Genomic DNA, 12,883 nt, shown 5'->3' with positions numbered 1-12,883 from the left:
AATCAAATGCAATTTTTGAAATTGTTTCGCTATTTATTTTAAGCCAGAAGCATTTTTTTCGATGGCATCTTCTTCATCATCATAATCATCATCTGGAATAATATTGATACTTGGTTCTTTTAAATCTTCTTTATTGGCAATACTTCGTTCCAAGGATAATAAAAGGGACGGTAATAATAATAGGTTGGATAGCATAGCAAACAAGAGTGTTGCAGATACTAATGCGCCTAGTGCAACAGTTCCACCAAAACTAGAAATGGTAAATACAGAGAACCCGAAAAACAATACAATGGAGGTGTAAAACATACTTACACCAGCTTCACGTAAAGCGGCATAAACAGATTTCTTGATTTTCCAGTTATTGGCTTGAAGTTCTTGTCTGTATTTTGCCAAAAAGTGAATGGTATCATCCACCGAAATACCAAACGCAATACTAAATACTAAAATAGTTGATGGTTTTATTGGGACACCTAAATAACCCATTAATCCTGCCGTAATGACCAAAGGCAATAGGTTTGGGATTAATGATACAATAATCATTTTAAAGGATCGGAACATATATGCCATTAAAAGAGAAATCAATAAAATGGCTAATGATAATGAAATAGCTAAGTTTTTAACCAAGAACTTGGTTCCTTTCAAGAAAACAAGTGCTTTACCGGTTATGGTGACTTCATATTTTTCTTCAGGGAATGTTTTATCTATTTCGGTTTGAAGATTTTCCTCAATACGCTCCATTTTATCCGTGCCAATATCCTTCATGAAGGTTGTGATACGGGCGTATTGACCTGTACTGTCTACAAAACTTTTTAATAGATTAACATTGGAAGACGAATTTTTTATATACGATGAAATAAATAAATTTTCCTGACTCGTCGGTAATTGATAATATTTTGGATTTCCATTTGTATAGGCTTGTTTCGCATATTTTGCTAACCCTACAATAGAAATTGGTTTTGATAATTCGGGTGTTTCTAGGATGAGCTGTTCTAATTCATCCATACGTTTTAGCGTGGCCAATTTAGTTGCGCCTTTTTTACGTTTGGTATCCACTAAAATTTCCAAAGGCATAATACCACTAAACTCTTCTTCAAAAAAGCGGATGTCCTCGAAGAATTCAGCTTCCTTGGACATATCTTCAATCAGACTACCAGAAATTTTTATCTGATAAATACCAATCATACTTACAACGAGTAAAACAATGGCTGTAATGTAAATGGTAATACGGCGTTCTTTTACCATACGCTCCATCCAATTTACAAAACCACCAATCCAACGCTTGTTTAAATGTTCTAGATGTCTATCTTTTGGATAGGGTAAAAAGGTGTAAATAATAGGGATTATAAGAAGGCATAAAATAAAAATAGCAATAATACTCAAGGAAGCTACAATACCAAACTCTTTTAATAGGGTACTTTCTGTTAAGATAAAGGTGGCAAATCCAGATGCCGTTGTTAAGTTAGTTAATAACGTGGCATTTCCAACTTTGGTAATTACACGTTGAAGGGACCGAACTTTGTTTCCATGCAGTTTAACTTCAAGTTGATATTTGTTAATTAAGAAAATGCAGTTTGGAATTCCGATAACGATAATTAAAGGCGGAATTAAAGCTGTTAAAACCGTAATCTCGTAATTCAGAAGCCCAATGATACCAAAGGTCCACATAACGCCTAAACAAACAACGAGCATGGATATGAGCGTTGCTCTAAAGGACCTGAAAAACAAAAAGAAGATTAGCGACGTTACTAAAAGTGCACCAGCAATAAAAATACCTATTTCGTCTACAATGTTTTGGGCATTTAAGGTCCGTACATATGGCATACCAGAAACCCGAACGTCCATATTGGTTTTTTCCTCAAACGCTTTAATTATGGGAATTAACTCATCAAAAACAAAATCCTTACGTGCTGCTGTATTTACAATAGCTTTATTCATGTAAATAGCCGTTCTGATTGTTTTGGTTTCTTTATTAAATAAGAAATTATCGTAGAATGGGTACTGGTTAAAGAGCTCGTTTTGAAGGGTGTCAATTTGTGATAACGAATGAATGGAGTCTTTAATAAACGGTTCTAATACAAAGCGTTCATTAACATCATCTTTAACAAGCTTTTGTAAATCTTTTAAAGAAATGACAGCATCAACCGCATCAAAGGATTTAAAACGATCGGATAAAGCGTTCCAAGCGTTCATGTTTTCAACGGTAAATAAAGTTGAATCTTTAATACCGAGAACAATCAGGTTGCCTTCTTCACCAAAAATATCAAGAAAGTTTTGATATACAACATTTACTTCATGATCATCGGGTAGCAGGTTGGCCTCGGTGTAAGTAAAACGCATGTTTTTCCACTGCAGGCTAAAAAAGATAGTTACTGCAAGGATACTAATAAGAATACCGATTTTGTTCCGCAAAATAAGTCGCGCAACAACATCCCAGAAATTTTTTGAAAATAATTTAAACATACGCTATTAAAAACAGGCGCAAAGGTAAGGAAAAGCGATGTATTACAGATGATATTGCTTTATAATGTCACGTTAAAAGTGAACTTTACCGCAATATTGTCTTCAAATTCAGGTAAATGATAGCCACCATAGCGATAGGTGCCACTTAAACCAAAACCAAAAAGGAGTTTGTTAATTTCAAAACCAGACTCCGTATACCCTTTATCTAGTGTGCCGAAGGTAATACCTTGGTGCTTATCAATATTATTCATATTTCCAATGGCAAATCGAGATATTAAAACCAATTGTGGTTTAAAGCGACTAGCAATTTGGAAGGGTTTAAAGTAATGGCGAAATTGAACGGTTGTAAACTTATCTGAAAAGAATTCGTTAAAAAACATGGTTTCAAAACTATCAATGCCAGCAACTGAAAATCGCTGTAAAATAGTTTCTTTATTAATGTTATTTGGGTAGGCGTGATATAAATGCGATAATGGCGCATTACCGTTGGCATATCCTGCGGTTAGTACAAATCGCGTAAAGGATTCCGGTTGGTGTTTTATTTCATAAAGGGTGCGAAAATCAATTTTCGAAAAATTTAATTCACTTTTAAAAACACCGCTAACCGCTTGAGTAAATTGAAGTGAAAATTTAGGGAAACCTACTGTTGTTTCTCTTAACCGGTTTTTTACTAATGTGTACTCGCTAAACGGATTGAATTGAAAGGAAATAATAGCGGTACTTAAATTGAATTCCGAATAGGTATTGCCACCATCCAAATATTGATAATTATAAGTTGGGTTGATGTTGCTGACCGCAAACTGTAATTCCGAAAGGATTTTTGGTGTTAAAGCATGCTCAATGGAAACGGATTGTTTTATGAATTTATAGAATAAATCTATATTCAACAATCGGGGTTCAAAAAAGCTAAAGAAGCGCTTATCGGTTAAGAATTTGGAGCTACCTGTTTCTTGCAAATCGTCCGTATAATTAACATTCAACCAAGTTTGACCATTGGCATTTAATCGCGCACTACCACCAATACCGTATTTAAAACGATTATCACGAAATCCATAAGCAACATAGCTACGCACGCGGTATTTTTCAGAAAACCCATCGTTTGTTGCACCTCCAAAGCCCGTTCGGAATCCTTCGTATTGATTATATTTTATAAGATAACGCAGATCTATATCAAAGTACTTGGTTGGAAAAAAACCATTACCCAGTTGCCTTAATAAATCTCTTTTTTTTATGGAATCTTGCTGAACAACAACCGTGTCTTTAGAGGCAATAGGTGTTTGAGACTGCACACGCAAAACACATAGAATACAAAAAACAGTTAGAAAATATTTCCACATGAATAGTTGGCACGTTAATTCTATTAAAAAAGCGACGTTTTGTGTCGCTTTTTAAATTTAAACAGTCATTATTTCTTTCTCCTTGACCTCAAAAATACTGTCTATTTTCATAACGTATTTATCGGTCATCTTTTGAATATCCGTTTCAGCATTTTTCTGAAGATCTTCAGAGGTGTCCTCAAGATTTTTAATATCTGTATTGGCATCTTTTCTAGCACTTCTAATACTTACTTTAGCATCTTCTGTTTCAGCTTTTGCCTGTTTGGCTAGATTAATTCTGCGTTCTTCCGTTAATGGTGGCACGTTTATAATAATCGTATCGCCATTATTCATTGGGTTAAAACCCAAGTTAGCATGCATAATACCACGTTCAATTTCTTGAAGCATATTTTTTTCCCATGGCTGAACGGTAATGGTTCTACCATCTGGTGTGTTTACGTTGGCTACTTGGCTTAAAGGTGTTTGAGATCCGTAATAATCTACCATAACACTACCAAGCATGGCTGGACTGGCTTTACCAGCTCTAATATTTACTAATTGTTTTTCTAAATGCTTAATTGCCGAATCCATAGACTCTTTTGCCGAGTCTAATATAAATTGAATGTCTTCCATCTTTAAAGAATTTTATAAGTTTTAAACGTGTTTCAAAAAACAAGCCAAACCGTAAATGTAATATTATAAATTAACTTTTGTGCCAATATTTTCGCCAGAAACCACTTTTAATAAATTGCCTTTTTTATTCATATCAAAAACAATAATTGGCAATTCGTTTTCCTGACTTAGGGTAAAAGCAGTTGTATCCATAACCTTTAATCCTTTTCGTAACACATCATCAAAGGTGATATGATCGAATTTAATGGCTTGCGAATCTTTTTCAGGATCTGCTGTATAAATACCATCTACACGTGTGCCTTTTAAAATAACATCGGCTTCAATTTCAATAGCTCTTAAAACGGCTGCTGAATCGGTAGTAAAATACGGATTTCCAGTTCCACCTCCAAAAATAACAACACGACCTTTTTCTAAATGACGCATGGCTTTTCTTCGGATAAAAGGTTCAGCAACTTGCTCAATATGAATAGCGGTTTGCAAACGGGTTGGCACATCGGCATTTTCCAATGCACTTTGTAAGGCTAAACCATTAATAACGGTTGCCAACATTCCCATGTGGTCGCCTTGTACGCGATCCATACCATTACTAGCACCAGCAACACCTCTAAAAATATTGCCACCACCAATAACTATGGCAACTTGAATTCCTAAATCTGTAATTTCTTTTATGTCAGTTGCGTATTCTGCTAAACGAACGGGATCAATTCCATATTGGCGATTACCCATTAAAGCTTCGCCTGATAATTTTAAAAGAATTCTGTTGTATTTCATGAGCTAGTTAAGATATATAAGATTCCTATGATTGGTAGGAATAAAGCGTTTTGCAAAGCTACATAAATTTTTTATTTTTTGAATTGTGAAATTTTAATGGAATTTGTAAAAAAAACTCTCCGAATTTGGAGAGGTTTTGTGGGTTTTGTTTTTGTTATAATTATTGAATGATGGTTTTATTGTTTTACCAAAACGTAATCTCCATAAGGCACTCTTGGTTCAGTTGGCGATCCTTCTGGTATTGCTGTTGTACCTATACTAACTAGCTTTGCTTCAATTTTCTCTATACCATTATCTTCAATATACCTAATTGCTAAATAGCTACTTAAATATTTTCTGTTTGGATCTGGATCATCGAAAAACATTAAAACTCGCCTTTCTGTTGGAGTACATGCTGAACAACTTGGCCTATTGTTTTTATATATTATTTCATTTCCTGCTATACTATGGTAATATGGGTCTGCAATATTTAAATCTAGTAAAGTATTTACAATTTCTCTCCCATTCACTGTATAACTATATTCGCCTATTAGTAAATCTTCATACCATTCATCGTTATAAACTTGTACTTTTTTTTGAAAAATAACAGTTAAAGAGGTGTTACCGTTAGTATATACCCAAGTACCAACAAATTTATTTAGTTCGTTGTTTAAATCTTTGTAATAAGCGCCATTTACAAATTCGTTTCTATCATCTAAAGAAATTATAGGTGTTTGTGCTTTACAAGCTAATGTCGAAATACTTAAGGTTATTATAAATATTATATTTTTCATACCTATAATACCAAGGCTAATAACTAGCCTTGGCGTAATTTGTTTTTATTGTTTATATAAGATTAATTCTCTTCTTAATGGTAGCCTATCATCTGTGGGTTGCCCTTCTGGGTACAAACCCATATCTGACATTTTAATACGAACTATTATATGCTCTGGTGTTCCAGATTGTTGTGCGGGAACATGCCTGATTATCATATTATAATCAAAATAGTCGCGCGCTGGGTCTTGAATAGATACTTCCACACGACGCTCATCTGGCAAGCAGTCATTACAAACGGGTACATGCGTGGCTTCCATTATATAATTACCGTATATTAAATGCTCCGAAACATCCGTGTAAGCAAATATATTACTTAAAGTATTAACTACTTGAACATTGTTGGCATTAACATATTGGTATTCGCCGTAAAGCACATCCTCCAAATATGATACATTCGAATATGACACCAAATCTTGTTCTTTTTTCATTAATTGTATTTTAAGTATTTCATTATTATTTTCAAATAACCAAACACCTTCTAATTTGCCTAAATCATTATTGGTGTCTTGATAGTAAATTCCGTTAGTAATATTACCATACTTTTCAATAAGCGGTACTTGTGCTTTACAAGTACTCATTGAAAAAAGAAATAAGAGTATTATATAAATTGGTGTTTTCATGTTTTGAAAATGTAGACTTGGGTTTCAGTGTAAGATAGTAGTAATTTTTTGAAATTAAATAAACCTCTCCGAATTTGGAGAGGTTTTGTGGGTTTGATATTGTTTATATTTGTTGAATTATGATTTATTGTTTGGTTAATAAAATGCCGTTTTCAGGCAGTACTTGATGTGCCCAACCTGTTTGACATTGACTATACTTTTCATGATTTGCTCCTAATTTTAAAAACATTTGGGTATTGTTATTTTTTAAAGTGACATACACTTCGCCATTTTGACCACAAAAATAGTCTTCGCCGTCATAAAAGAATGCATATGACAAACCAGATCCTGAAAATTGTCTAAAAAACGCACCTTCACAAGGTGCATTCTCATCAGAAACTAACCTAGTATCTTCAATAACTCTTAAAGTATTACTTTCTACAATTAGATGCTTCATTATTAATACATCGGCATTAATATTATATTGTTCATCAAAAACAATGGTGTTTTCAGTGATAATAAATGTGTAATCTTTACCATTTTCAGTACCTGTCCACGTTCCTACATAAGCATCTAAAACATTATTTACATCTTTTATATAGGTGGTTAAACCTTCTTCAACATTCTCGAAATTATCAACGACTTGCTCCACTGGGATAATTTGTGCTTTGCAAGAGATGGTTGTAAGAATAAATACTATTACTAAATAAATTGGTGATTTCATTTATTTCTGTTAAAACTAATGTTGGTAAGGTATAAAAACAGCAGAAATTAAGAGTTTCTGCTGTTTCTACTTACTTTATTTATTGCTTTGTATAAATTTCAAGTTTTCCACTTTCAGTTGTGATGGATAATGTTTTAACACCATTATCATCTGTATGAATATTATTTATTACATCACAAACAAAATCATTGGAACTAATATCTCTTTTCAAATATACATCAAAGCCATTATTTATATTTGAACCACAAGACATGGTAAGAGCGTAATTATAGGTGCCATCCTGAAGTACATTCCCTATATATTCTTTTTGTACGCCATTGCTAGTAAATTCAATTTTGTAATCTAAATCATCATTAGAAATCCAAGTACCAATGATTTCATTTCCCCAATTAGGTTGTGAAATAGGTGGTAATACTTGTGCCTTGCAACTATATGAAATTACCATTAATAATAGTAATTTTAATATTTTTGAAACTCTTTTATTATTTTTCATCATTTTTATTTTTAAAGTTTACAAACAATTTATTGAATCTTTCGCTTTTTGAAAACGCTCCTTTCTGTCAGTTAATCCTTTCTTACTTTTGCTATTTATTTTTACAGTTACATTATCTACAGTTGTACTACTATCAATATTTATCTCATTAATGACTCTAGTTTTGTAATACCATAATCCACTTAATACAGCTAGTGTGTCGTTGCTTGCAATTATTTCAGGCTCTGTTACAGGGTCAATATCTGGATTATAATTATTATTATACCATGTTTTAAAAGCTGTATAATTATCTTTCCATGTTAGTTGGAAAATACCTCTCCCTCTATATTTATAACCATCCCCACTAGCTACATCCCCATTACCATATTTACAACACATTGCAACATTAGCCACTCCAGAAGAATTTTGTAAATAATCCGGAGCAAAATATATATTTTCATTTAAAGAAGCTTGTAGAGAGTCCATAGTAAATCTAGAATATGTCCCAGCTAATTTACTCGCTGTAGTCCAATAAGTGCTTTCTGTTACATTCAATGTATTAAATCCTCCCGTTTCATGTCCAGCTTGACTTAAAAAGTGCCATAAATCTTCATCACTATTGATACCAAAATCTTTTCCTTTATCATTAATTATTGAGGCTAACAATTCTGCATTTGTATCAGATATATTAGGAAATATTTTTTTAATTCATCCTTGGATGTATTACAATCATCCTCTTCACCCTCACCATTGTTATCAATCGGAGGCTCTAATTCAGGACAAAACTTACAAGTAACAGGCGTTGTTGAACCACCTTGATTACTACCTCCATGGTGGGGATTATTATTTGAGTTTTCTTGATTATAATCTGATGGATTTTCGCATTTGATATGATAGTTGCTATTGCTTAACTAGTACATAATAGCCATCAGGAATATCTAATTTCACCACATTATCGCCCATTATGGTATAATCATAGATACAAGCTTCTAGTTTTTCAATACCATTATCATTTACATAACGAAGTATAACGCGACCTTCGGCAAATTCATTTGCTGGATTATCAATAAGTAGTTCAATTTTTATTTCTGAAATAGCGCTATTATCTGTACAAAAGTTAGGTAATTTATGCATAAAAACACCACCACTAATAGCGTGTTCATAGCCAGTAATAAATGCATCTTCAATATCTAAAAGTGTATTTATTTTCTCCGTACCATTTTCTATATATTGATACTCACCGACTAATACGTCTTCAAAGTCAGATGAACTAGATATTTGATAGTGATCTTCTTTTTTTAATATCAAGGTTAATTCAGTCATTCCATTTTGATAAATCCAAGTCCCTTCAAATTTTCCAAATTCATTATTAACATCTTTTAGATAATAATTTGGATTGTTTTGCATTGCGTCTCCACTACCAATAGGAACTATAACGGTTTGGGCCTTACAAGAAACTATTGAGAAAATAAATAAGAGTATTACATAAATTGGTGTTCTCATTCCTTTTAGTTAAAACTAATGTTGTTTTTTATTAAATGCTAAAATTAATTTTTACTCTTTAATTAAATAGTAAAAACCTCCAGGTATGATAGGTTCAGGAGGTACGGGATCGCTTGGTCTTAATGTAACCATTCCTCCACGTTTAAATATTTGAATAGCTTCTTGTCCATTTACCACACCTGTCCTCACATCTAAATTACTTGCGCAACCATTAGGTTCGCTCATTGTTAAACCAACCCTAAAATTATCAGAAGTATATGATTCAAAAGGAGAAGAATTGGTTTGAATATAATTCCCATTAATATTGTATTGATATATATGAGGTAAGGAATTTAAAAGATTATTTAATGTGTTGGTTAATTCCACATTGTTCTCTTTGTACTGGAACTCACCAATTAGTAAATCCTCATAATATTTTCCATTATAAATCATCGTTCTTTTCTCGAATACAATTTTTAAATATTGCGCTCCATCATCAAATATCCAAGTTCCCACAAAAGGATCTAACAGATTATTAGTGTCTTTGTAATAAGCATTTACAATGGCAGATCCATCATCATCTTCTATGTTTATGATGGGTGATTGTGCTTTGCAAGATGTTCCTATTAAAAGGAAGAGTATTAAAATGTTTAAAATTTTCATATATATATTTATTTGTATTATTTAATCGCAAGGGACTGGGATTACCTCGCTACCTTGTAATTTAAGTTCTTCCCAGTTGTTTGTATCATCATTCATTTTAAAAAGAGACACGCCATAATCGGCATATACTTCTAAAAACTTCTTTTCCATAGCTTCACTATCATGTTGAACACGTTGAAATTTTTTACCGAACTTTTTATTTATCAAATCTAATTTATTCTCTCTTATTGTTTCTGCCTGTATTTCAGGTTGACTCAATTCAAAATCCACTTCTGTTTGTAATGCACTCAAATCGCTTATGGTAACTCCATAAGAAACAGTTTTTGTTGGATCGACTAGATCCTGAACTACAACGATATTATATGTATTGCCATTATGAAAAGGACTGTTATTGTTTTCTTGCGTTAGCATCCAATTGAGGTCAATCCAAGATGGAATAGCCTGTCCATTTGTAGGATGATTATGTGCCTGTCCTTGAATATGTCCGCCTGTGCCTACAACAACAGTTAAGTTTTGACCTGATGTTACTTGAATTCCATTATATTCATAAGCTTGATCAGCACTATTGTATTTGTACTCAATTTCATACGCATATTCTTGTAATGTATGTGATTTAACCTTTAAAAAGTCAATATCAGGACTTATATCATTAGAGTTTGTGACATTATTTAGGTTATCGCAAGGATCGTTACCCTCATCATTGCTATCAATGGGAGGCTCTAATTCAGGACAAAACTTACAAGTAACAGGCGTTGTTGATCCACCTTGATTACCGCCTCCATGATTAGGATTACTATTTGGATTTGTTGGGTTATAATCAGGAGGATTTCCGCCGTTGCTTGGACCGCCACCTCCATCACCACAAGGAACTAAAGTAGGTAAAAGAACGTAACCGCCATTTGTAGCCATATCGGTTGTGCCCCAATAATCACATTCATTTCCTTGAGCAAAAGTGTGTTTTGTACTCCGACACCTAGTTCCCTCTTGATAAGTCCATAAATCTTCGTAACACGCACCATTATAATAGTATTTACCGAATATATCACCAACTAATTCATCTGCATTTAGTTCAATATACGTTATCTTATTTTCAACGTTTATTTGCTGTCTGAAATTAAGGGCTGTAATGTCTTCAGCGGTAAATTCATATTGAACTAAATAGGCTGTATAGGTGCTGTCTGCTTCCTCTATTAACCAAAGGTTTTCTAAAAGACCATTATCTTCATCTCTGAAAACAGGAAATGTATATGTGTATTTTGTACCATCAAAAATTTCTTTACAATATTCCGTGTTGATGGTAAATCCATTTTCTTCACTATAAACTTCGCGACCATTAATAGATGTTGCTTTAGATTGCACTTTTAATTTTGTTTCAATTTTTTCCAATTTGGTAAGTAAACTTTTCTTTTCAAGAATTTTATCCTTACGTAACGTAGTAATTTTAAAATCCGATTCTGTTTTTGAACTTTCATTTGATTGATTCGTAAAATCGTCTTTCTGGCAACTGGCCACAATTAATAAAATTCCAAAGAGCAGAATTCCCAGTTTTAAATAGTTTGCAATTTGGGTTTGTTTCATAGGTTCTATGGATTTTAAAGTTAGTGAAATTCTATTTAAATAACCGATTCACACTATATTTTGAACCAAATTATTCCGTATAAATCCAAACCTACTAAAAAAAAAAATCGATTAAGACAAGATTTTTTGGTGGATGTTGTGCCGTTCATCGAAAACCAAAAAAACCATTACGGTTTTCCCGTAAAATGCTACAGTTTCAGCACTTTTGTCTTTTTGCTACTTTTCGTTTTTGCCGAAAAAAGAGTATAAAAAAAGCCTCTCATAAAATTGAGAGGCTTTAGCATATCGTGATAATTTAAATATTATCCTACTGTTACACGTTTGAAATCGGTAATGGCAACATCGCCAAAAGACTCTACATATTGTGCAACCGTTTGTTTTTCATCTTTAATAAAACGCTGATCTAATAAACATTGTTCTTGATCTAACGTGGTGTTATCTGAAATGAAACGCTCCATTTTTCCTGGAAGAATTTTATCCCAAATTTGTTCTGGCTTACCTTCTGCTTTTAATTCTGCTTTTGCATCGGCTTCTGCTTGTGCTAAAACTTCTGGTGTTAATTGTGCCATAGAAATATATTGAGGTACGTTTTTAAGTGTTTTACCTAAACGACCTAATTCAATATTATCTTTTTCAATAACTGCAATACGCGCTTCAGTTTCTGAGGCTATATAAGCAGGATCGAAATTTTTGTAAGATAATGAGGTTGCTCCCATAGAAGCAACTTGCATAGAAACATCTTTTACTAATGTTTCAGCATTATCAACTTCTTTTGTTAATCCTACTAAAGCTGCAATCTTATTAATGTGAACATACTGCCCAACGTAAGGTGCTTCTAATTTTTCAAAAGCGGTGATTTCTAATTTTTCACCAACAACACCTGTTTGTTCAACTAATTTTTCAGCAACGGTCATGCCTTTAAAATCGGCTGCTAAAAAGTCTTCTTTAGTATTAAAGTTGATAGCAACATCTGCTAGCTCATTCGCTAACGCCAAAAAGCTTTCGTTTTTTCCTACGAAATCAGTTTCGCAACCTAAAACAAGCGCAACACCTACAGTGTTTGCATCGTTAATTTTAGCGACTGCAGCACCTTCAGAGGACTCTCTGTCGGCTCTTTTTTCGGCTACTTTCTGACCTTTTTTACGTAATACGTCAATTGCTTTATCAAAATCGCCTTCAGCTTCTACTAAAGCTTTTTTGCAGTCCATCATACCTGCACCTGTGGCTTGTCTTAATTTATTTACTTCTGCGGCTGTTACTTTTACCATAGCTTGAAAATGTATTTTAAATTTAAAAAAGTCGTTTAACGTGTTTTCTTTACGGAAACGGTATCAAACGACTTTTCTAGTATTGTTTTACTTAAGTTTTT

General features: G+C 33.1%; 13 protein-coding genes. All 13 read right to left on the bottom strand.

Annotation, left to right across the window (positions count from 1 at the left end):
- Window positions 1-33: 33 nt before the first annotated feature.
- The gene (locus ACN0QX_RS01970) at window positions 34-2,460 is read right to left on the bottom strand and encodes an efflux RND transporter permease subunit (protein WP_417195253.1); all 2,427 of its coding nucleotides are present in this window, start codon (window positions 2,458-2,460) and stop codon (window positions 34-36) included.
- Between the two features lie 59 nt (window positions 2,461-2,519).
- On the bottom strand, window positions 2,520-3,797 hold the full coding sequence (locus tag ACN0QX_RS01965) for a hypothetical protein (RefSeq protein WP_417195251.1): 1,278 nt from the start codon (window positions 3,795-3,797) through the stop codon (window positions 2,520-2,522).
- A 57-nt stretch (window positions 3,798-3,854) separates the two neighbouring features.
- The gene (frr, locus tag ACN0QX_RS01960; protein WP_417195249.1) at window positions 3,855-4,409 is read right to left on the bottom strand and encodes a ribosome recycling factor; all 555 of its coding nucleotides are present in this window, start codon (window positions 4,407-4,409) and stop codon (window positions 3,855-3,857) included.
- A 63-nt stretch (window positions 4,410-4,472) separates the two neighbouring features.
- On the bottom strand, window positions 4,473-5,180 hold the full coding sequence (gene pyrH, locus ACN0QX_RS01955) for a UMP kinase (RefSeq protein WP_417195247.1): 708 nt from the start codon (window positions 5,178-5,180) through the stop codon (window positions 4,473-4,475).
- Window positions 5,181-5,356: 176 nt separating this feature from the next.
- Complete coding sequence (locus tag ACN0QX_RS01950; RefSeq protein ID WP_417195246.1) at window positions 5,357-5,953, bottom strand: DUF6705 family protein; 597 nt, start codon at window positions 5,951-5,953, stop codon at window positions 5,357-5,359.
- 45 nt (window positions 5,954-5,998) lie between these two features.
- Window positions 5,999-6,616, bottom strand: a complete 618-nt coding sequence (locus ACN0QX_RS01945) for a DUF6705 family protein (RefSeq protein WP_376858758.1) — start codon at window positions 6,614-6,616, stop codon at window positions 5,999-6,001.
- 124 nt (window positions 6,617-6,740) lie between these two features.
- Entirely contained in the window at window positions 6,741-7,319 is a 579-nt protein-coding gene (locus ACN0QX_RS01940; RefSeq protein ID WP_417195245.1) for a DUF6705 family protein, read from the bottom strand.
- Between the two features lie 79 nt (window positions 7,320-7,398).
- Window positions 7,399-7,815: a hypothetical protein gene (locus tag ACN0QX_RS01935; RefSeq protein ID WP_417195244.1), complete on the bottom strand. Its 417-nt coding sequence runs from the start codon at window positions 7,813-7,815 to the stop codon at window positions 7,399-7,401.
- A 15-nt stretch (window positions 7,816-7,830) separates the two neighbouring features.
- The gene (locus ACN0QX_RS01930; RefSeq protein WP_417195242.1) at window positions 7,831-8,457 is read right to left on the bottom strand and encodes a glycoside hydrolase family 19 protein; all 627 of its coding nucleotides are present in this window, start codon (window positions 8,455-8,457) and stop codon (window positions 7,831-7,833) included.
- A gap of 234 nt (window positions 8,458-8,691) precedes the next feature.
- Window positions 8,692-9,294, bottom strand: a complete 603-nt coding sequence (locus ACN0QX_RS01925; protein ID WP_417195241.1) for a DUF6705 family protein — start codon at window positions 9,292-9,294, stop codon at window positions 8,692-8,694.
- Between the two features lie 51 nt (window positions 9,295-9,345).
- Window positions 9,346-9,936 (bottom strand): DUF6705 family protein, encoded by a 591-nt coding sequence (locus tag ACN0QX_RS01920; RefSeq protein ID WP_417195240.1) that lies wholly within the window; start codon window positions 9,934-9,936, stop codon window positions 9,346-9,348.
- 21 nt (window positions 9,937-9,957) lie between these two features.
- Window positions 9,958-11,514 carry a hypothetical protein gene (locus ACN0QX_RS01915; protein WP_417195238.1) on the bottom strand — a complete coding sequence of 519 codons (1,557 nt, stop codon included), beginning with the start codon at window positions 11,512-11,514 and terminating at the stop codon, window positions 9,958-9,960.
- Window positions 11,515-11,816: 302 nt separating this feature from the next.
- Entirely contained in the window at window positions 11,817-12,782 is a 966-nt protein-coding gene (tsf, locus tag ACN0QX_RS01910) for a translation elongation factor Ts (RefSeq protein WP_417195237.1), read from the bottom strand.
- Between the last annotated feature and the right edge of the window lie 101 nt (window positions 12,783-12,883).

The organism is Bizionia sp. (genome assembly GCF_048259285.1).
Lineage (GTDB): Bacteria > Bacteroidota > Bacteroidia > Flavobacteriales > Flavobacteriaceae > Algorimicrobium > Algorimicrobium hallyeonense.
Note: the sequence above shows the minus strand (reverse complement) of the source record. Positions and strands in the feature narration are given on the sequence as shown.

Coding starts and splice junctions, on each gene's coding strand:
- ACN0QX_RS01940 (WP_417195245.1), bottom strand. CDS start 7,319: ATGAAATCACCAATTTATTTAGTAATAGTATTTATTCTTACAACCATC.
- frr (WP_417195249.1), bottom strand. CDS start 4,409: ATGGAAGACATTCAATTTATATTAGACTCGGCAAAAGAGTCTATGGAT.
- ACN0QX_RS01945 (WP_376858758.1), bottom strand. CDS start 6,616: ATGAAAACACCAATTTATATAATACTCTTATTTCTTTTTTCAATGAGT.
- ACN0QX_RS01915 (WP_417195238.1), bottom strand. CDS start 11,514: ATGAAACAAACCCAAATTGCAAACTATTTAAAACTGGGAATTCTGCTC.
- ACN0QX_RS01950 (WP_417195246.1), bottom strand. CDS start 5,953: ATGAAAAATATAATATTTATAATAACCTTAAGTATTTCGACATTAGCT.
- ACN0QX_RS01935 (WP_417195244.1), bottom strand. CDS start 7,815: ATGATGAAAAATAATAAAAGAGTTTCAAAAATATTAAAATTACTATTA.
- ACN0QX_RS01965 (WP_417195251.1), bottom strand. CDS start 3,797: ATGTGGAAATATTTTCTAACTGTTTTTTGTATTCTATGTGTTTTGCGT.
- tsf (WP_417195237.1), bottom strand. CDS start 12,782: ATGGTAAAAGTAACAGCCGCAGAAGTAAATAAATTAAGACAAGCCACA.
- ACN0QX_RS01925 (WP_417195241.1), bottom strand. CDS start 9,294: ATGAGAACACCAATTTATGTAATACTCTTATTTATTTTCTCAATAGTT.
- pyrH (WP_417195247.1), bottom strand. CDS start 5,180: ATGAAATACAACAGAATTCTTTTAAAATTATCAGGCGAAGCTTTAATG.
- ACN0QX_RS01920 (WP_417195240.1), bottom strand. CDS start 9,936: ATGAAAATTTTAAACATTTTAATACTCTTCCTTTTAATAGGAACATCT.
- ACN0QX_RS01970 (WP_417195253.1), bottom strand. CDS start 2,460: ATGTTTAAATTATTTTCAAAAAATTTCTGGGATGTTGTTGCGCGACTT.